Origin of the sequence: Neorhizobium tomejilense (genome assembly GCF_964254135.1) — a bacterium.
In the GTDB taxonomy this organism is placed as follows: domain Bacteria; phylum Pseudomonadota; class Alphaproteobacteria; order Rhizobiales; family Rhizobiaceae; genus Neorhizobium; species Neorhizobium tomejilense.
Window position 1 is genome coordinate 504,808 of record NZ_CAXUSO020000002.1, and the last position, 19,513, is coordinate 524,320.

A 19,513-nucleotide genomic window follows, 5' to 3' on the forward strand; every position below is an offset into this window, starting at 1 on the left:
CCAACCGGAAATCTAGGACAACCTACCGGGCTGACCAGAGGGTGTGATGAGAAGACGGTGCGGCTCGCCGCAATTGTCAGGTTTTTTTAGCCTTGTTCCTTGATCTCGGCAGCATGTTGATCAACATTTCGGGGGCGAGGCGAACTATCGCCAGGAGGAATTCATGACCACGGTCGTCAATCCCGCGTCAACAGGCCCGACATCGTCCGGCCTCGAAAGGGACGCCCGCCGCATTCATGACGACGGGCCGATCTCGCCGGGCAGCATCGCGCTCGGTGTGATCATCGGCCGCATGTCGGAATTCTTCGACTTCTTCGTTTACGGGCTCGGCTCCGTCCTTGTCTTTCCAAAGCTGATCTTTCCCTTTGCGCCGACCCCGGTCGCCGCGACGCTGATGTCATTCGCGATCTTCCCGCTCGCCTTCATGGCGCGACCCGTCGGGTCGTTCGTCTTCATGTGGATCGACCGCAATTATGGACGCGGCACCAAGCTGACGATCGCGCTGTTCCTGCTCGGCGGATCGACGGCTTCGATCGCCTTCCTGCCCGGCTACGACACGATCGGCTACTGGGCCGTGGCCTTGCTGGCGCTGTTCCGCATGGGGCAGGGTTTTGCGCTCGGCGGCGCCTGGGACGGGCTTGCCTCGCTCCTGAACCTTAACGCGCCGCCCAACCGGCGCGGCTGGTATGCGATGATCCCGCAGCTCGGCGCACCGATCGGTTTTGCGCTGGCGAGCATCCTGTTCGGTTATTTTGTCGCCAATCTCTCGGAAGCGGATTTCATTGCCTGGGGGTGGCGTTATCCGTTCTTCGTGGCGTTTGCGATCAATGTCGTGGCGCTATTCGCCCGCCTGCGCATCGTCGCCAGCAAGGAGTTCGGTTCGGCGCTCGAAGCCAACGAGCTGCAGGCCCGGCCGATCTTCGAAATGCTGAGCAAGCACGCCCATGACGTCGTGCTCGGCGCGTTCGTGCCGCTTGCCAGTTTCGCCATGTTCCATCTGGTGACGATCTTCCCGTTGAGCTGGGTAACGCTCTATGGCGGGCAGTCTGCGGCGGAATTCCTGTTCGTGCAGGTGCTCGGCGCCGCCGTCGGCATCGTCGGCATCATTCTCTCGGGCCTGATCGCCGACCGTATCGGCCGCCGCAACCAGCTGATGATCGGCGCTGTGATCATCGCGATCTTCTCGTTCTCGGCGCCGTTCCTGCTCGATGCCGGCGGCAAGGGGCAGGATGCCTTCATCATCATCGGCTTCGGCATCCTCGGCCTCTCGTTCGGCCAGGCCTCCGGTGCCGTGTCTTCGCGCTTCGGGCAATATTACCGCTATACGGGCGCGGCGCTCACCTCCGACCTCGCCTGGCTGGTCGGCGCCGGTTTCGCACCGCTGGTGGCGCTCGGCCTCGCCAGCAGTTTCGGCATCATCTTCATCGGCGGATATCTGATCTCCGGCGCGATCTGCACGATCGCGGCGCTCAGCCTCAGCCGGGTCCTGGACCAGAGCGGCGAGCCTGGCGGGCAGCGGTAACGGCTTCCACTATCTTCCTTCTCCCCGGCGGGGAGAAGGTGGCCCGAAGGATCGGACGAGGGGGTAGTCAGCCTCAAGCGGCCTTCTTGGCAAGTGTCGGCCGCGTCGCAGCAGCCTTCTCAACCATCGCAGTCACTTCCGCACGGCGTTCACCCGTCAACAGCATGCGCGGCATGCGGACGCGCTCGGAGCCGCGGCCCATGATCTGCTCGGCGAGCTTGATCGACTGGACGAGGTCGTGTTCGGCATCGAGATGCAGCAACGGCATGAACCAGCGGTAGATGGCGCGGGCTTCGACCCAGTCGCCGCGATTGGCTGCGGCCACCAGGGCGACGGATTCCTGCGGGAAGGCGCTGGTGAGGCCGGAGACCCAGCCCTTGGCGCCGAGCATCAGGCCTTCGAGCGCTACGTCGTCGAGGCCGGCGAAAATGTCGAAGCGGTCACCGAAGGCATTGATCAGGTCGGTGAAGCGGCGCGGATCCGGCGCGCTTTCCTTGACGGCCTTGATGTTCGGCACGTCTTCGAGCTGACGCAGCACGTCGGCGCCGATGTTGACGCGATAGGCCGGGGGGTTGTTGTAGAGCATGATCGGCAGCGAGGTGGCCGCGGCGACCGCCTTGAAATGGGCGACCAATTCTTCCGGCTTCGGCACGTAGACCATGGCCGGCAGCAGCATCAGGCCGTCGGCGCCGAGCCTTTCGGCATCGCGGGCATAGGCGACGGCGCGGCGGGTATCGAACTCGGACACGCCGGTCACGACCGGCACGCGGCCGTTCACCACTTCGACGGCGGCCTTGAGAATGGTGCGCTTTTCTTCCGGGTCGAGCGAGTTGTTCTCGCCGCAGGTGCCCATGACGATGAGGCCGTTGACGCCGTCGTTGACGAGCGCGTCCTGCACGCCCTGGGTGGCCTTGAGGTCGATCGAGAAGTCTTCGTTGAATTGTGTCGTCACTGCGGGGAAAACGCCGCTCCAGCCTGTGGTCATGAAATGCACTCCTCTGGTTGATGGGTCATATTATGCGCGGTCGCGCCGATGTCCGTCACGCGAAGGGCTCAGTCGGGCCTTTCGCCGGCTCCGTGAACCATTGCGGCCCGGTTTCGGTCATGTGGATATGGTCTTCGAGGCGGATGCCGAAACGGTCTGGGAAAACAATCATCGGCTCGTTGGAGAAACACATGCCCGGTTCGAGCACGGTCGCATTGCCGCGCACGATATAGGGTTCTTCGTGGATTTCGAGGCCGAGCCCGTGGCCGGCGCGATGCGGCAGGCCGGGAAGGATATAGTCCGGGCCGAGTCCGTGCTTCGCCAGCACCTTGCGGGCCGCATCGTCGAGGCTGCCGCAGGTGGCGCCGAGGCGGGCGGCCTCGAAAACGGCCTGTTCCGCTTCGCGCTCGATCGCCCAGGCCTTGGCGAATTCAGGAGTCGGCTCTTCCATCACATAGGTGCGGGTGAGATCCGAATGATAACCGTCGAGCCGGCAGCCGGTATCGACCAGGACCACGTCGCCGGGCGCATAGACCTGGTCGCCGTCGGCGCCGTGGGGAAGGGAGGCCGCGACCCCGAAGGAGACGATGCAGAAGCTCGAACCGCTGGCAGCCCCGAGCGCGCGATGCTGTTCGTCGACATGGCGCACCACGTCCGAAGCAAGCACGCCCGGCTTGATGAAGGCATGCGCGCGGCGATGCACTTCCAGCGTCAGGTTCATCGCATGTTGTATAAGGTCGATCTCGGCCTTCGACTTCCGGAGCCTGAGATCGCGGATCAGGCGGCCGCCATCGACAAGTCGCTCGGTGCCAAAGACGGCAGCAAGCTGGTGGTAGACGAACAGCGGCAGCGCGTCATCGAGCGCAAGCTTCACATTGGCAGGCAGAAGCGAGGCGACCAGTGCGGCACTCGCCTCATCCTCCTGCCAGACGACGATGTCGCCCGGCAGATGCGGCAGGCTTTCAACCCGGCTCCGCTCGAACTCCGGTACGATGTAGGTGACCGATTTGGGCGTCACCAGCGCGCCGAGCAGGCGTTCGCTCTGGCGCCAGACGAGGCCGGTGAAATAACGCAGGCTTTCGCTGGCGCCGAGCAGGATGCCACCCACTCCCTTTTCGTCCAGCGACGCCTGAAGCCGGACAAGGCGCTGCCGCCGCTCGTCGTCGGTGATCTTCGGGACGGGATGCGACCAGGCCATGTCCGGTTCCTTTCGATTTCACTGACGTTATATCCTGCTGTAGTCAGTTTGTCGACAAGGATATTCGGCACGTGTAGCCGACCGGTGTACTGCGTCGCAAATTTCAGCGAAACCGGGTGATGCTGTAAGGTTCGATATCGACGGCAGGCTTTCGGCGTGCGGCGATATCGGCAACCAACCGGCCGGTCGCAGCGGACTGCGTGAGGCCGAGATGTCCGTGGCCGAAGGCATAGATGATCGCCGGCGTCGCGGTCGAAGCACTGATCACCGGCAGGCAGTCCGGCATGGAGGGACGAAAACCCATCCACTGGCGGCCGCCCTCGGTCCTCAACTCGGGCAGGAAGTTTTTTGCCTTCTTCATCATTGCCTCCGAGCGTTTGTAGTTCGGCGCCAGTGTCAGCCCGCCGAGCTCGACTGCGCCGCCGACGCGGATGCCTGACGAAAGCGGCGTCACCACGAAGCCATGATCGTTGAAATAAAGCTGGCGATGCAGCGGGAAGGCGCCCTGCGGCAGCGTCGTGTTGTAACCCCGCTCGGTTTCGAGCGGCGCATGGTCGCCGAGGCCGGTTACGATCTTCTTCGACCAGGCGCCGCCGGCCAGTACGACGGTCTTCGCGTCGAAGACGGCGCCATCCGCCAGAACGACCCTGGCACCATCGTTTATCGGCTCGATGCGGACGGCCTCACCGATCCTGAGCGACGCGCCCCGGGACATGGCGTTGCTGAAGAGGGCCTGGGTAAATTCCAGCGGATCGGAGACCTGCAGGCCGGAGGGCGTGAAGATGCCGTGCCGGAACTGCGGCGCAAGGCCCGGCTGCAGGGAATCGATCTCGCCGCGGCCAACCCTCTGGAATTCGAAACCCGCGTCGCGTTTCGCCTGCCAGTCGTCAGATGCGGCATTGAGGCTTGCTTCGCTGTCGTAGAGGTCGAGCGTGCCGGTCTGCCTGATCATCGCCCGTAGGCCGGCGCGTTCGACGGTTTGCAGCATTTCGCTGCGCGCCATCGGCATCATCCTGGCATGCACGCCGACGGTACGCTCATAGGCCGGCCGGGCGCTGGCCCGCCAGAGTCGCCACAGCCACGGCACCATGTTGAGCGCATAGGACGGCGGCAGGCTGAGGGGGCCGAGCGGATCGAGCAGCCATTTCGGCGCTTTCCACATCATGCCGGGTGCGGCGATCGGGATGATTTCCGGAAAGGCGAGAATGCCGGCATTGCCGCTGCTTGCACCCCGTGCCACCTCGCCGCGCTCGATTATCAGCACCGAACGTCCGTCGTCCAGCAGGTACTGCGCCGACATCGTCCCGATAATGCCCGAGCCGATGACGACGGCGTCGACCGAAGAGGAATTCATGATTTCTGTCCTGTGAAGCGAATGCGGAAGGTGGGGTCAGGATGCGGCAAGATCGATCGGTTGGCCGAGATCGCGGGCGATATAATCCTGGATCTGCCGGACGATCTGTTCCGCATGCTTGATAGCGAGCCTGTCGGAACGCTCGACGTCGCGCGCCTCGATTGCAGCGATCATCTCCTCGTGTTCGTCGACATACTGGCGCGGCAGCCGATCATCGAAGGTACGATAATAAAGGCGCAGGATGCGGCGCCCCTCGTCGAGCAGCCGGGCGAAGAAGGTGGTGTAATAGGAATTGCCGGCGAGTTCGGCGATCGCCACGTGGAATTCCCGGTTCGCCTCGATCATCGCGAAGGCGTCGTGGGCGGCAACCGCTGCGGCAAATTCTGCCTGCCGCCTTCGGATCTCGCTCATAGCCTGCGGCGTCGCGCGCATGGCGGCACCGCGGGTGGTGACGCGGTACATCAGCGTCAGCGCATCGAAATAGGGAGGCAGCGAGGCGAAATCGATCGTCGCGACGATGGTGTTTCGGTTCGGCAGCGTCGTGACGAGGCCATCGGCGGAAAGCCGCAGCAGCGCTTCGCGGATCGGCGTGCGCGACATGCCGAAACGCTCGGACAGCCGGACTTCGTCCAGCGGGCTGCCCGGGGCCAGGGTCATGGCGAGGATTTCCCGGCGCAGGATCGTATAGACGCTCTGAGTGCCGGAGCCGCGGGTGCGGGGGATATCGGTTTCTGCAGGTTCGTTCTTCGCCATCGTTCCCCGTCTGTGCGTCGCAAGCCAATGCCGCAGAACAATTGCACATATTGTCGACAGGAAACAGCCCGCGCGACATTCGGCCGGGTTTTCAAGAGGCTTCGGCGGATGTGCGGCTGTGGCCATAGATATTGACCACGATGATCCCGGCGACGATGCATACGAGTGCGATGACGTGATGCGCGTCGATCCGTTCCCCGAGCAGCAGGATGCCGGCAAGCGCTGCGAGCAGCGGTGTCAGGAAGGTGAACACCGACAGTTTCGTCGCCGAATAGCGGGCGATCAGTGCGAACCAGGCGAGAAACGAGAGTGCTGCGACAACCACTGTCTGGTAAGCGAGCGAAGACCAGGCAAGGAGGGAGTGCGGAACCGGAAGCGCGCCCTCGAAGATGACGGCGGCAGCCGTCAGCAGCACGCCGGACACCGCGAGCTGGTAAAGCAGCGTCTGCGAGGCGGGTGCCTGAGCAAGGCCGCTGCGGCGGATCGCAAGCGTCGTCAGCCCCCAGAGGATGCCGGCCGCCAGCGCGCAGGCATCTCCGAGAAACATGCTGCTGTCGACCGAGACCGAAGCCTGCAGCACCAGGCCAGTGCCTGCGAAGGCTATGACGATGCCGATCCAGCCCGCGAGCGACAGCCGTTCGCCCGGCATCAGAAAATGCGCGCCGATCGCCACCACGAACGGCGCCGTATAGAGAAGCAGTGCCGCCCGCGCCGCATCGGTGTACCCGAGCGATAGATAAAGCAGTCCGAATTCCACCGAAAACAGCGTGCCGACCAGAAGACCGGGCCAGAAAAGGCCGCGCGTCCACTTCAGCCCCGCCTGCCGGAACCAGCCGGCGATCACGATCGTGGCGCCGATCGAACGTATTGCCGACTGCCAGAACGGCGGCACTTCTGGAATGACCGCCTTGATGGCGATCTGCTGCAGAGCCCAGAGGCTGCAGAGCACGACCATAGCCGTCACGGCGAACGTATCGAGGGACTGTTTTCTCGTCATTGGTGGATCATGTCGAGCGGTGCCGTGAATGCCAACGAAAAAGCGTGAGGGATGGATGAGAAATGCTGATCGACGCGTCAGCTCCCGCTAACCTCTGACCGGTCGCCCTGCAATACGCCGATGACCCGCGCAGCCGCCAGCCTGCCTGCGACGATCGCGCCTTCGACATAACCCGGATAGGACGGGGAGAGCTCCGACGACGCGAAATGGACCGGCGAAACGCCTTCGTTGATGATCTCTTCGGCATGACGGGCGTCGAGATCGATGATGACGTCGCTATAGGCGCCGCCGCTCCAGGGATCGTCGACCCAGTCGCGGACATGGATATCGCGCGGATTGCCGCCTTCGGGGCCGAAGGCCGCGGTCAGTTGCTCGCGGATGAAAGCGGCGAGCTCCTCGCGCGGCCGCCCGTGCCATTGCTGCGCTTCCGGCCCGCCGACGAAGACGATGAGGCCGGCATAATTGTCGTGGCTTGCGTCGCAGGCGTAGAGACCCTGGGGTTCGTGCCACATGACGGCGCCGGAAAGCCCCCTCTCGCGCCAGAATGGCTTGTCGTAACTGACCTGCAGCTTGATCGAAAGGCCGGGCGCCCAGGCGGAAAGCGCCTCCTGCAGCCGCTTGGGGAGAGCAGGCGAAAACGGAAGCTGGCGGATCATCACCGGCGGCAGCGCCAGGATGACGCGTTTCGCGAAGAACCGCTCGTCGCCGGCGATGACGGTGACCCCGGTATCGGAATATTCGATGCCCGTAACCGGTGTACCGAGGCGCAGCCGGTGCCCAAGCCTCGCCGCCAGCTGGTCGGCCAGCGCATGCAGCGTGCCGGGCAGGAACTTTTCCATTTCCGAATAGGTATTGGTGATGCGCCGGTCGTTGGAGGCGAGCCAGGTGAAGGCGACCTCCTCCGGCGCGCGGCACCAGAGGCCCTTGATCAGCCGCAGGAAGCTTTTCTGCACGTCGGCCGGCACGTCGTCCTGCCGGGCCACCCAATCGGCCACCGTCAGTTTCGCCAGGTCCGGATCATCCGGATCGGTAGCGATCATCCGGTCGCGAAGCGCATCGACCCCCTGCCAGCGCGCGAAACCCTGTTGCGGCGAGACCGGTGGCCGGTAGATGGGCTCCCCATCATAGTGGGTCATGACCGGCGTCTTGCCATGTTCCTCGATGAGCGCCATCAGCTCGCTCATGTCGCGGCAAAAGAATTGCCCGCCGGTGTCGATCCGAGTGCCGTCCGGCAGCATCTCGGACTCGACCTTGCCGCCGACCCTGTCGCGCGCTTCGAGCAGCAGCACGTCGAGCCCTGCCTCGACAAGCTCCAGCGCGGCGCTCAGGCCCGTGAACCCCGCGCCGACGACGATGGCATTCCGCTCAGGCATTCTTTTCTCCGACTATCTTCCTGCCTTTGCCATTACCGCAAGCGCTTGGGCACGTCCATGTGGCTGGAAGGGAGCGGTCGGAATCATGCCGCCTCGGGCATCGGTGCCTGAGGGCGGGCCGGTGTCATTCGAGCGGCAGGATCAGGACGTCGCGGGCCGGCACCTCGATCTTGCCGCCGTCATGGGCGTGTCCGATCGGCCAGACCGCCCTGCCGTTGGCAAGCCGCCCATGGCCTTCGGCGAGCTTCACCTCGGTCGCCTGCGCCGCGCGGGTCGGGTTGACGAGCCAGAGGAAGCTGCCTTTTTCGCTCTTGTGGATACGCGCGAACAGCGCCTTGTTCGACAAGGCCGCATGCGGCGTGCAGCGGCTCCAGCGCAGCAGTTCAGCGAAAAAGGCGCCGTTCGCCTTGCCCTGCGACTTGTAATAGGCGACCGACGGATTGGTGCCGATCAGCAGCGTCCGGCCCTTGCCATAGGCGTTCTCGACCACGGCAAGTCGTCCGTCGTCGAAGTCACCGCGCGCGGTGCCGCCGGCAAGCACATAGGATTGCAGGAAACCGCCGCCATCGACCGCCGCCCCATCCAGCTTGAAATGGATGCGGTCGCCGATATCCGGCATGAACTCGACCTGGTCCTCGCGAGCGCCGAAAACCTTGTCGAGGCCCATGTTCGGCTGCACCTGGCCGACATGGCCGCGGTCGCCGAAATAACCGGGGCAGGCTTCTGCGATCAGCGTGCCGCCCTTTTCCACCCAGGCGGTAAGGCGTTTTGCCTGATCGGCGGTGAACATGATCGGATAGGGGAAATAGAGGCGGTCATAGGCGTCGATATCGTCGATATGCACCCAGTCCGGCTGGACGCCGTTTTCGAGGAAGGCGCGATAGGCTCCCCACATGGCTTCCGGGTAGGGTTTTTCCTTGCGGTCGTAGTTCAAGAGGTAATCCCATTCCTGCGTCTCGGGAACCACCAGGATGCCAACCTCGCCGCGCACCGGCTTTGCCTCCCAAAGAGCCGCCTGTGCCGGGTCGTTCGCCCATTTCGCCATGTCGCTCTGCAGTTTCGAGCGGGGCGTGCGGGCGCCGTCCATGCCATAGGCACCGAAGGCACCAAAGAGCGGCCCGTCGAGCAGCGGCCGCCAGCGCAGGTTCAGCACGCCGCGGGCGCCGCCTGCAAACGAGGTCATGCTCCACAGGCGGATATCTTCGGGCTCGGCGACGCGACCGTCGTCCTTGTCGCGGCCGATCACCTGCGGCTGCAGCCACAGCGGTCCGCCCTGTCGCTCGGCATGCCAGAAGGGTTTTCCACGGGCCGCGGCACGGTTGATGTCGACGCCGTACCAGTTCTTCCAGGCTTCCGACCCCTTGCGCGCCTGGATCCAGGTGAACCCGTAGATCTCGACCTTGGAGGCGGCCAGCCAGTCGTCGCAGCCGTTCGCTGCCATGTTGGGGATCGCGCCGGATATGCCGTGGGCGGCGATGGTGTTTTTCGGATCGACGGCGCGGATGGTGTCGATGCGCCATTGCATCTGGTCGTAGAAATTGTCGCGCTTGAACTGCAGCCAGTCGATGCATTCCGGATAGGGCGCCATGTGGACCGGCGGCTCGATATCCTCCCATTCGGCATAGCTGTAGCGATGCCAGGCCTTGGCGAGCACTTTCAGCGTGCCGTATTTCTTCTCCAGCCATATGCGGAACGCCGACTTGGCATAGCTGCTGTAATCGACATCGGCGGAATAGTTGCACTCGTTCCAGACGTCGTAGCCGTAGATCGCCGGATGGTCTTTGTAGCGGGTGGCGAGCGCGGTCAGGAATTTGCCGGCCGCTTCCTTCACGTCCGGGCAGTTGAGCGTCAGCGCGCCGGCCCCGCCGCCATTGTTGGAGAAGCCGCCGGTCGCCGCCGATACACCCATATAGGAACCGAGCTTGGTGCCGTCGGCATTGACCTGCAGCGCATCGGCATATTTGCGGACCGCCCAGTCGGGCACGGCATGGATAAGTTCGGCAATGACCGTCTTGATGCCGTTCTGGGCGGCAAGGTCCATCTGCCGGTCGTATTCCTCCCAGTCGTAGACACCGGGCGAGGTCTCGATCGCGCTCCACATGAACCAGTGGCGGAAGATGTTGAGACCGTCTTCGCCCGCCGTCGCATAGTCGCGCTCCCAGTCTTCGCGGGGCGGATTGGACTTGCGGAAATAGACGGCGCCGTAGGGGAATTGGATATCGTTTCTGAGCATGGTCCTGTCCTTCTTCATCGACATGCGGACATGGCTCCGCCCTCCGGAGGAGAGCTCCGGTTTGGAAGCGGCGAAGATGGCGTCCGGTTAGTTGGGAAAAGCGTTGATCTTAGCGGGGCCCTCCGGAAAGATGGGGCTTCATCCATCCAAGGCCCTCGCTGGTGCCGGCCTTCGGCCTGTATTCGCAGCCGGCCCAGCCGTCGTAACCGAGGCGGTCGAGTTCGCGGAGTATGAAATCGTAGTTGATCTCGCCGGTGCCCGGCTCGCTGCGGCCGGGATTGTCGGCGATCTGCACATGGGCGATCCTGTCCTTCAGGCGGGTGAAGGTGGGGATAAGATCGCCCTGCATAATCTGCATGTGGTAGAAATCGTACTGGACGTAGAGATTGTCGGAGCCGACCCTGTCGAGGATGCGTTCCGCATGATCGGTCGTCGACAGGAAGAAGCCGGGAATGTCGCGCAGGTTGATCGGCTCGATCAGCAGCCTGACGCCGGCATCGGCGCAACGCGGCGCGGCATATTTCAGGTTGTCGACCAGCACCTTTTCCAGAACCTCGACATCAGCCCCCTTTGCCACAAGGCCGGAGATGACGTTCACCTGGCGGCAGCCGAGTGCCTCGGCATAGTCGAGCGCCAGAGCCACGCCGTCGCGGAATTCCTGGACGCGATCCGGCAGGCAGGCGATGCCACGCTCGCCGCCGGCCCAGTCTCCCGAGGGCACGTTGAAAAGCGCCTGCACGAGGCCGCTTGCTTTCAGCGCGTCGACAACCTTCTCCTTCGGTTCCGCATAAGGGCTGAGATACTCGATCCCGCCGAAACCGTCCTTCGCGGCAGCGGCGAAGCGATCGAGGAAGGGCAGGTCCTGGTAGAGGAAGGAGAGATTGGCGGAGAATTTCGGCACTGGCACTGTCCTTTAGAGAACGGGTGCGACGAAGCGGTGCCGGTGCAGCATGCGCTTGTCGCGGGGGTCGGGATTCGGAACGGCGGAAATCAGGCTCTTGGTATAAGCCTCCTGTGGCGCCGTGCAGATCTGCTCGGCCTCGCCGAGCTCGACGATCTTGCCGCGATGCATGACGGCGACGCGGTCGCAGAAGTAACGCACCACCGAAATGTCGTGCGAGATGAAGATGAAACTGAGGTTCAGCCGCTGGCGGATATCGAGCAGCAGGTCGAGGATCTGGCTGCGGATCGACACGTCGAGCGCCGAGGTCGCCTCGTCGGCGATGATGATGCGCGGATCGAGCGCCAGCGCCCGGGCAATGCCGATGCGTTGCCGCTGGCCGCCGGAAAAGGCATGCGGATAACGTTCCATGCCCATCGGATCGAGCCCGACGAGCCGCATCAGTTCGGCGACGCGCTCTTCGAGCGCCTTGCCCTTGGCGAGGCCGTTGATGATCAGCGGGTCGCCGATCACTTCCTTGACCGTCATGCGCGGGTTGAGCGAGGCGAACGGATCCTGGAAGACGAGGCGCACTTCCCGGTGGAAGCCGCGCAACTCCTTTTTGGTCAGGCGGGTGACCTCGACGTCGCTGCCATCCTTGTTGCGGTAGACAACGCTGCCTGTCGTCGGCTTGACAGTGCGCAGGATCAGCCGGCCGAGCGTCGTCTTGCCCGAGCCGCTTTCCCCGACGATGCCGAGGTTTTCACCGGGATAGAGATCGAAATTGGCATCGTCGACGGCGCGCAGCGAATTGGTCTTTCCGTGCCAGCCGAACGTCTTGCCGAGATTGCGGACGGAGAGGATCGGCCGCAGTGGCTGCGATGACGTCGCCACCGCAGGTAGCCGGCATTCGACATGCCGGGTGAGCTTCACCGTCGAGGCGAGAAGCTGGCGGGTATAGGGATGCTGTGCGTCATGGTAGATCGCGTCGACCGGGCCGCGCTCGACGATATGACCGAAACGCATGACCGCGACGTCGTCCGCCACTTCGGCGACGATGCCCATGTCGTGGGTGATCAGCAGCATGGCCATGCCGCGCTCCACCTGCAGACGCTTGATCAGGTCGAGGATTTCGGCCTGGGTGGTGACGTCGAGCGCCGTGGTCGGCTCGTCGGCGATCAGGATATCGGGATTGCCGGCAAGCGCCATGGCGATCATCGCGCGCTGGCGCATGCCGCCGGAAAATTCGAACGTGTAGCGGTCCGCCATCTGCTCCGGATTGGGGATTTCGACCTGACGCAGCAGTTCGACCGTTTTCGCCCGCGCGGCGCGTTTGTCGAGATCGCTGTGCAGGCGAATGGCTTCGGTGATCTGCGAGCCGATCGTATGGACCGGCGACAGCGAACTCATCGGTTCCTGGAAGATCAGGCCGATCCTGCGGCCGCGAATGGCGCGCATGGCCTGGCCATCCGGATCGAGCCTGGCGATATCCGTGATCTCGCCGGCGTTGCGCAAAAGGATACGCCCGCCGACGATGCTGCCGGGCCTGTCGACGATCTGCAGCAGCGAGCGGGCGGTGACGCTCTTGCCCGAGCCGCTCTCGCCGACGAGGCAAAGCGTCTGGCCGCGCTTCAGCTCGAAGCTGACATTCTCGACCGCATGCAGGATATGGGTCCGCAACCGGAAATCGATCGAGAGGTTTTCGACGGAGAGGACGACGTCTTCGGCAGGATCGATCATGATTTCCTCCTCAATTGTCATAGGGGTCGGCGGCATCGCGAAGGCCGTCGCCGAAGAAATTGAAGGACAGCACGGCGACGATCACCGCGAGCGAAGGCCAGATCAGCAGCCATGGTGCGGTTGCCACCGTGCGGATGTTCTGGGCGTCCTGCAGCAGCACGCCCCAGCTGACGACGGGCGGCTTCAGGCCGATGCCGAGGAAGGAAAGCGAGGTTTCGGCAACGATCATGGTCGGCACTGCAAGCGTCACGACGGCGAGAATATGGCTCGTCAGGGACGGCAGGATATGGCGGAAGATCAGCCGCTTCTCGCTCGATCCGTCGAGCATGGCGGCAGTGACGAAGTCTTCGCTGCGAAGCGCCAGGAAACGGCCTCGCACCTCGCGGGCAAGGCTGGTCCAGCCGAGCAGCGAGACGATGATGGTGATGACGAAATAGACGTTGACCGGCGACCATGTGAGTGGGATCGCCGCCGCGAGGCCGAGCCAGAGCGGGATGGTCGGCATGGCGCTGACGACCTCGATGACGCGCTGGATCACCGTATCGACCCAGCCGCCGTAAAAGCCGGAAATCGAGCCGAGCACGACGCCGAGGACGAGAGACATGACGACGCCGACGAGACCGATCGACATGGAAATCCGCGTGCCATAGACCAGCCGCGAGAAGACGTCGCGCCCGAGGCGGTCGGCGCCGAGCAGATACATCGGATCGCTTGGATTGATCGGGCCGATCAGGTGGCGGTCCATCGGGATCAGGCCCCAGAGTTCGTAGCGCGGGCCTTTGACGAACAGGCCGACCGGCACGACCTTGGTGTCGTCGACGACGAAGGTGCGGCGCAACGCCACCTTTTCGATCTCGACCTTGTAGCCCTTCACATGGAAATTGAACTCGGAACTGCCGTCCGGCTTTTTGACGAAGAAGCTCAGGCCCTGGGGTGGCGCATAGGTATATTGCGGCCGCGAGGTGGCGGGCAGGCTGGGTGCCAGGAATTCGGCGAACAGGCCGATCAGATAGAGGATCACGATGACCGCGCCGGCAAACATGGCCACCTTCTGGCGGAGAAGCTTTCCGGCAATCAGCCTCCAGGGGCCGACCGTCGCGGTCGAAACGGTCTTTCCGGCTTTGAGCGGACTGATCGAGGGGCCGTCGGCGACGGTGTGAGCGGGGCCGGAATAGGTTCCGAATGTGTCGTGCGTGCTCATGCGGCCTCCCTCAATTGAACCGGATGCGCGGATCGAGCAGCGCCAGCAGCAGATCCGATAGCAGCATGCCGACAAGGGTGAGGGCACTTAGGAGCAGGATAAAACTGCCGGCGAGATACATGTCCTGCGATATCAGCGCTCGGAACAGCAGCGGCCCGGCGGTCGGCAGGTTAAGGACGATGGCGGTGATCGTCACGCCGGAGACCAGATGCGGCAGCACCCAGCCGATCGCCGAGACGAACGGGTTGAGGGCGATGCGCACCGGATATTTGAGAATGACCTTGTATTCCGGCAGGCCCTTGGCGCGGGCGGTGATCACATAAGGCTTGTGAAGCTCGTCGGTCAGGTTGGCGCGCAGGACCCGGATCAGCGCCGCCGTTCCCGAAGCCCCGATGATGATGATCGGGATCCACAGATGGGCGAGGAAATCGCCGATCTTGGCAAGGCTCCAGGGGGCTTCGGCATATTCAGGTGAGTTGAGGCCGCCGACACTCTGGCCGAGATAGCGGTAGGCGACGTACATCAGCACCAGCGCCAGGATGAAGTTCGGCACCGCAAGCCCGATGAAGCCGAAAAAGGTGAAGACGTGGTCGCTGATCGAATGGCGACGGACGGCGGAATAAATGCCGATCGGCAGCGCGACGATCCATACGAACAGGAGGCTTAAGAGCGAGATGACCAGGGTCGAACCCATCCGGCCCCAGATCAGCCCGGAAACGGGCTGGTTCCATTCGAACGAATGGCCGAAGTCGCCACGACTGACGATGCCCCAGATCCATTTGAGATACTGGATGTAGAAGGGGTCGTCGAAGCCGTAGATTTCCTTCAGCCGCTCGATCTGTGCTGGATCGACAGTCTGGCCGCTGTCGCTCATCGTGGCGATCATCGACGTCAGGTAGTCACCCGGCGGCAGCTGGATGATCAGGAACGATATCAGCGACATGCCGAACAGGGTCGGGATCATGTAGAGCACGCGCTTGAAGATGTAGCCAAGCATCGGAATAGTTCTCCTCCCGTTGAAAGCGCCGTTGAGGCGCCACCTTCGGATCTTCATCCGCCCTCGGCCCCTCCAGGCCGAAAGCGTTGCTCCATTTTAGTTTCCCACCTTATTTCCAAGTGAGATGTAGCACTTCCAGCCGCTCTATTCCCGGCACGTCCACCTCCGCGCGTCCGTCTTTCACGCTGAAGCTTGCCGCCCTGTCCGCAACGACCAGCCAGGCTTTCGCAACCGATTTGCCGCTCGGAACTTCCACCGAAACGGTCTGGGCGGCCAGAGGATAATTTTCGCGTATGGGCCCTTTCATCATCATCGGGTTGGTGAGGTTGAAGAGGCTGAGCGCGATACCCTCGGCGTTTTCCCTGAGGGCGAGGTCGATGACGCCCGGGCCTTTGACGGTGACGCGTGGGGTCTTGCCGAGCGCCCAGTGGACGGCGTTGGACAGCAGGCGGGCGTGATCGACGGCAAACACTTCCCAGAATATCTCGCCAATATTCCAGGGGATATAGACAGTGCGGCCACCCATGCCGGTTTCTCGGGCGATGACGGCCGCCCCCTCCGGGTCTTTACGCGGATAGACTTCCTCCATCGGAAGATCCGGGAAATCGGGCACGTAGAGGACGGGTGTTTCAGTGCCCGCCGCCGGCTCGACATGGATCAGCCTTGTGCCGCCCATGATCCGCTCGGCGCCGTCAAAGCCCTTGTTGACCGGGTGGTCGCCGGACAGTGCCACATAGGTGTTCTTGACTATGCCGCGCGGGCCGGAAACGAATTTCGCACCGAGCACGTCCGACAGGCCGAATTCGGGCCGCGTCTTGCCGAATTCGTCGCGAAGCGAGGTCTCGTAGGAGGCCACGACACTGCCGCCGCGCGCCACATAGGCGCGGATCGCCTCGTTCTGCGCATTCGAAAGGCAGGAGGCATTGGCAAGGATGATGACCTTGAAGCGGTCGAGATTGTCCCGGGTGAGCACCTGGTCGGACAGAAGCTCGAAGGGCAGGCGGGCCTCGACCAGGGCGTGGTAGATGCCGAGGTCGTGTTTCTCCGCCGCGTGGCGGTCTTCCGGTGCCCAGTGACGCAAGGTGGTCGACGGGTCGATCACGGCGATCTCTGCCGTCGGCCTCATGCTTTCGAGGACCGGCTCAACGGCTGACTGGAGGACAAATGCCTCGGCGACCGGATCCACCCAGCGCTTGTCGGGCACCACGCCGTTGAATTTCGTGAACCAGGCGAAAAGCCCGTGGGCGGTGCCGTTGTTGATCCAGAGCTGCATTTCCTCGCCCGAGGTCACCGCGTCCTTCCAGCGGTATTCCTCCTCCGGGCCGATCGAGGTGATCAGCACCACGGGCCGATCGGCGAAGGTGGCGCGGATGCGCTTGCCGTTGCGCCCCGCCGACCAGCCGAGCTCCAGCCCCTTGCGGCCCTGGTGGTCGACGACGAGGAAGGGGCAATGTTTGGTGATGACGGAAAGGTCGAATTCCATCAGCGACGCGCCGCTCATGTTCGGGATGAAGCTTGCATGCGGCCGGATGGCTTTGACCGCGTCGTCCCATTGGGCGATCACGTCGGTCAGCACGCGGCGGCGCCATTGCAGCCAGGCTTGCCAGGCCGGGTCCTCGGCATCCGCGTTCCTGGGCAGGGCGTAGCCGGTCATGTCCTTGAAGCGGCGGGCGCTGTCCTCGCTGTAATCGACGCCGTGACCTTGCCAGCGATTGGCGAAGATCGCGTCGATATCGTATTCGCGGACGATCTCTTTCACGACCTCCGGCATGAATACCGAGTTGTAGTCGCCATAGGCATTGGTGACCCAGACATCCGGGTAGGCCCAGTGGCGGCGCGGCGTGCCGTCAGCATTGATCATCACCCATTCCGGATGGGCCTTGGCCGCATCGTCATGGATGGCGTGCGGATCGACGCGGGCCATGACATGCATGTCGAGCTTGCGGGCGGCATCGACCAGCGCGCCGAAAATATCCCTGTCGCCCAGATACTGGCTGACGTAGTGATGGGGGACCTTGCTTGGATAGTAGGCGATGTAACCGCCGGCGCTGAGGCATACGGCGTTAGATTTCGTGCGCTTGAAGACATCGATCCAGAAGGCGGGGTCGTATTTTTCCGGATCATCCTCCACGAAGGTCAGCTGGGTCCAGCGCGTCGCGGTCCGGAACCAGTCGGGAGTTCGCAAAGTTTCGGTGTTCTGTCGTCTCGCCTCGAGCATGATAGCATCCAGTTATCGGAAAAAGGGGCCCCATGGCGCCGGCCGGCTTACGCCGGCGCCCGGAAAAACGTCGCAATTGGCGAGGCCTTCAGACCTTGTAGAACTGCTCCGGCATGGTCGGGGCAGGGGTCGGCCAGCCGAACGAGTTCGGCATGGTCTTGGTAATGTTCCTCATGTTGTTCTTGACGATGCCGTAGCCGTCCGGCGGCTGCGAAATCCCGAAGACATAGAAGTTGTCGGCGGCCCCTTGCAGGATCTGCTTCATGATCTCGCGCTGGCCCGCCTGGTCCGAGGTCGCCTTCAGCTTGTCGTAGAGCGCGAGCAGCTTCTTGGTCTCTTCCGGCGGTTCCTCGGCATTGGCGTTCTTGGGATCGAGATACCAAAGCTGCCACGCCGGGGCATACATCGCATTGCTGTCGGTCGGCACGTAGTAGCGCGGATCGAGCATCGCCGCGACGCCGCCATTGGCGCCGAACTGGTGCGCGGTCGCGTCGAAGTCGCGACCCTGGCGAACGCGTGTTTCCCAGAGGGAGCGGTCCATGGTGCGCATTTGCGCATCGATGCCGACCGCCTGGAACATCGGGATCGCCAGTTGGAAGAGATCCAGGAAGATCGGGCGGGCCTGGTCGATCTCGAAGATGATCGTCAGCCGCCGGCCCTTCTCGTCGAGACGGAAATTCTGGTTGTCGCGCTTCGGAACCAGCTCGTCGAGCATGGCATTCGCCTTATCGACGCTGTACTCGGTGAACTGCTTGGCGAGCTGCTCGCTATAGAGCGGATCGCCTTCCTTGACCGACGGCTGGGCGGCTGCGCCCTGGCCGACCAGCACCGCGTCGATCAGCGTCTGTCGATCGAGCGCCGTCGACAGGGCCGCGCGGAACGTCTTGTTGCGGAAGAGCTTTCGCTTCGTCTCGTCATTGTGGTTCAGGTTGAAGATGAAGTTCATGACGTTGGCCTCGGTCGAGGTCAGCGTGTAGAAATCATAGTCGCCCTGCTTGCGCGCGTCGTAGAGAACCGACTTGTTGTTCGGCGTGGCGATATACTGGTCCATCAGGTCGATTTCGCCCTGCATGCATTTCAAGAGCAGTACCTGCGGATCGGCAACCATCTGGTAGACGATGCGGTCCATATAGGGCAATTGATTGCCCGCGGTATCGACCTTCCAATAGTAGGGGTTGCGTTCGGCCACGACGCGCTCGGTATTTTCGCCAGGCGCGATCGTGAAATACCAGGCGTTGAGGCAAGGCTTCTTCGACGAATTGAGGAAGAAGGCGTTGTCGTCCTGGAAGCCGGAGGCCGATTGGAATGCGGCGATCCAGCTCTGGAAGCCGCGCTGCTTGGCCAGCTCGTCCGCTTTCGGATTGTAGTCGATATGGAACTGTTCGAGATAATGCTTGGGGCAGCGCGTCGTGTGATCCCAGTTGGACCAGGCGACCTGCAGCGGGAACATACCGTTAGGCTTTTCAAAGATGACCTTGAAGGTCTGTTCGTCGACCACTTCCAGCTTGGCGGGCTTGCCGGCGGTCTTCCAATGACCCTGGCTGGTGACGGCGACGCGTTTGTCGGTCAGCACGGTATCGTACCAGAACTTGACGTCGGCCGTGGTGTAGGGATGTCCATCGGACCACTTCATGCCTTTGCGCAGGCGGATGGTGTAGACGGTCGAGTCCGCATTGCCTTCAAAGGCTTCCGCGACATTGAGCGTCACCCCCGACCAATCGGGCGTATAACGCAGGAGAGGCTCATAGGCCTGGTAGCGGAACAGCATCGAGAGCGAACCGCCGCCGACCAGCGCCAGCTTCCAATCGCCTCCGTATTTCCCGACGCTTTCAAGGGGTTTGATGACAAGGGGGTTGGCGGGCAGCCGATCCTTGACGGGAGGAAGGGCACCACCGGCGACCTTATCCTTCAAGAGGCTTGCTTCCTTGTAGTCGACGGCTAAAGCCGGCAGGGCCGGCAAAATCAAAACGGCCGAAGTCCCGGCCAGAAACGCGCGACGTTTCAGCTTGATCATGAGTGTCTCCTCCACACGCAGTCCCCGCCGTTACCTATTATTTCCCTT

At 63.1% G+C, this 19,513-nt stretch carries 14 protein-coding genes; 1 reads left to right on the forward strand and 13 read right to left on the reverse strand.

Annotated elements, in window-relative coordinates; genetic code table 11:
* The first annotated feature begins 163 nt into the window (after positions 1-163).
* Positions 164-1,522, forward strand: a complete 1,359-nt coding sequence (locus ACSQ3G_RS25155) for an MFS transporter (RefSeq protein WP_046666046.1) — start codon at positions 164-166, stop codon at positions 1,520-1,522.
* A gap of 73 nt (positions 1,523-1,595) precedes the next feature.
* On the opposite strand, the gene ACSQ3G_RS25160 is transcribed toward ACSQ3G_RS25155, so the two are convergent.
* The 13 genes from ACSQ3G_RS25160 to ACSQ3G_RS25220 all read right to left on the reverse strand — a co-directional run bounded on the left by ACSQ3G_RS25160 (position 1,596) and on the right by ACSQ3G_RS25220 (position 19,465).
* Complete coding sequence (locus ACSQ3G_RS25160) at positions 1,596-2,507, reverse strand: dihydrodipicolinate synthase family protein (RefSeq protein WP_436112154.1); 912 nt, start codon at positions 2,505-2,507, stop codon at positions 1,596-1,598.
* Between the two features lie 55 nt (positions 2,508-2,562).
* Positions 2,563-3,705 (reverse strand): M24 family metallopeptidase, encoded by a 1,143-nt coding sequence (locus tag ACSQ3G_RS25165; RefSeq protein ID WP_436112155.1) that lies wholly within the window; start codon positions 3,703-3,705, stop codon positions 2,563-2,565.
* 103 nt (positions 3,706-3,808) lie between these two features.
* Positions 3,809-5,059, reverse strand: a complete 1,251-nt coding sequence (locus ACSQ3G_RS25170; protein WP_436112156.1) for an NAD(P)/FAD-dependent oxidoreductase — start codon at positions 5,057-5,059, stop codon at positions 3,809-3,811.
* Between the two features lie 36 nt (positions 5,060-5,095).
* Positions 5,096-5,812: a GntR family transcriptional regulator gene (locus tag ACSQ3G_RS25175; RefSeq protein ID WP_436112157.1), complete on the reverse strand. Its 717-nt coding sequence runs from the start codon at positions 5,810-5,812 to the stop codon at positions 5,096-5,098.
* A gap of 91 nt (positions 5,813-5,903) precedes the next feature.
* The gene (locus ACSQ3G_RS25180) at positions 5,904-6,809 is read right to left on the reverse strand and encodes a DMT family transporter (RefSeq protein ID WP_436112158.1); all 906 of its coding nucleotides are present in this window, start codon (positions 6,807-6,809) and stop codon (positions 5,904-5,906) included.
* A 77-nt stretch (positions 6,810-6,886) separates the two neighbouring features.
* Positions 6,887-8,182: a flavin monoamine oxidase family protein gene (locus ACSQ3G_RS25185; protein WP_436112159.1), complete on the reverse strand. Its 1,296-nt coding sequence runs from the start codon at positions 8,180-8,182 to the stop codon at positions 6,887-6,889.
* A 124-nt stretch (positions 8,183-8,306) separates the two neighbouring features.
* On the reverse strand, positions 8,307-10,415 hold the full coding sequence (locus ACSQ3G_RS25190; RefSeq protein ID WP_436113190.1) for a beta-galactosidase: 2,109 nt from the start codon (positions 10,413-10,415) through the stop codon (positions 8,307-8,309).
* Positions 10,416-10,524: 109 nt separating this feature from the next.
* A complete protein-coding gene (gene otnI / locus ACSQ3G_RS25195) occupies positions 10,525-11,316 on the reverse strand; it encodes a 2-oxo-tetronate isomerase (protein ID WP_436112160.1) in 792 nt (263 codons plus the stop codon).
* A 12-nt stretch (positions 11,317-11,328) separates the two neighbouring features.
* A complete protein-coding gene (locus ACSQ3G_RS25200) occupies positions 11,329-13,035 on the reverse strand; it encodes an ABC transporter ATP-binding protein (protein ID WP_436112161.1) in 1,707 nt (568 codons plus the stop codon).
* A gap of 10 nt (positions 13,036-13,045) precedes the next feature.
* Positions 13,046-14,236: an ABC transporter permease gene (locus tag ACSQ3G_RS25205; RefSeq protein ID WP_436112162.1), complete on the reverse strand. Its 1,191-nt coding sequence runs from the start codon at positions 14,234-14,236 to the stop codon at positions 13,046-13,048.
* Between the two features lie 10 nt (positions 14,237-14,246).
* On the reverse strand, positions 14,247-15,233 hold the full coding sequence (locus ACSQ3G_RS25210; RefSeq protein WP_436112163.1) for an ABC transporter permease: 987 nt from the start codon (positions 15,231-15,233) through the stop codon (positions 14,247-14,249).
* 109 nt (positions 15,234-15,342) lie between these two features.
* On the reverse strand, positions 15,343-17,451 hold the full coding sequence (locus ACSQ3G_RS25215; RefSeq protein WP_436112164.1) for a family 10 glycosylhydrolase: 2,109 nt from the start codon (positions 17,449-17,451) through the stop codon (positions 15,343-15,345).
* A gap of 88 nt (positions 17,452-17,539) precedes the next feature.
* On the reverse strand, positions 17,540-19,465 hold the full coding sequence (locus ACSQ3G_RS25220; protein ID WP_436112165.1) for an ABC transporter substrate-binding protein: 1,926 nt from the start codon (positions 19,463-19,465) through the stop codon (positions 17,540-17,542).
* Between the last annotated feature and the right edge of the window lie 48 nt (positions 19,466-19,513).

What these genes read in the sequence shown, in the direction of transcription:
- ACSQ3G_RS25170 (WP_436112156.1), bottom strand. Translation starts at nt 5,059, where the DNA reads ATGAATTCCTCTTCGGTCGACGCCGTCGTCATCGGCTCGGGCATTATC.
- ACSQ3G_RS25175 (WP_436112157.1), bottom strand. Translation starts at nt 5,812, where the DNA reads ATGGCGAAGAACGAACCTGCAGAAACCGATATCCCCCGCACCCGCGGC.
- ACSQ3G_RS25205 (WP_436112162.1), bottom strand. Translation starts at nt 14,236, where the DNA reads ATGAGCACGCACGACACATTCGGAACCTATTCCGGCCCCGCTCACACC.
- ACSQ3G_RS25165 (WP_436112155.1), bottom strand. Translation starts at nt 3,705, where the DNA reads ATGGCCTGGTCGCATCCCGTCCCGAAGATCACCGACGACGAGCGGCGG.
- ACSQ3G_RS25200 (WP_436112161.1), bottom strand. Translation starts at nt 13,035, where the DNA reads ATGATCGATCCTGCCGAAGACGTCGTCCTCTCCGTCGAAAACCTCTCG.
- ACSQ3G_RS25215 (WP_436112164.1), bottom strand. Translation starts at nt 17,451, where the DNA reads ATGCTCGAGGCGAGACGACAGAACACCGAAACTTTGCGAACTCCCGAC.
- ACSQ3G_RS25220 (WP_436112165.1), bottom strand. Translation starts at nt 19,465, where the DNA reads ATGATCAAGCTGAAACGTCGCGCGTTTCTGGCCGGGACTTCGGCCGTT.
- ACSQ3G_RS25155 (WP_046666046.1), top strand. Translation starts at nt 164, where the DNA reads ATGACCACGGTCGTCAATCCCGCGTCAACAGGCCCGACATCGTCCGGC.
- ACSQ3G_RS25210 (WP_436112163.1), bottom strand. Translation starts at nt 15,233, where the DNA reads ATGCTTGGCTACATCTTCAAGCGCGTGCTCTACATGATCCCGACCCTG.
- ACSQ3G_RS25190 (WP_436113190.1), bottom strand. Translation starts at nt 10,415, where the DNA reads ATGCTCAGAAACGATATCCAATTCCCCTACGGCGCCGTCTATTTCCGC.
- ACSQ3G_RS25160 (WP_436112154.1), bottom strand. Translation starts at nt 2,507, where the DNA reads ATGACCACAGGCTGGAGCGGCGTTTTCCCCGCAGTGACGACACAATTC.
- ACSQ3G_RS25185 (WP_436112159.1), bottom strand. Translation starts at nt 8,182, where the DNA reads ATGCCTGAGCGGAATGCCATCGTCGTCGGCGCGGGGTTCACGGGCCTG.
- ACSQ3G_RS25180 (WP_436112158.1), bottom strand. Translation starts at nt 6,809, where the DNA reads ATGACGAGAAAACAGTCCCTCGATACGTTCGCCGTGACGGCTATGGTC.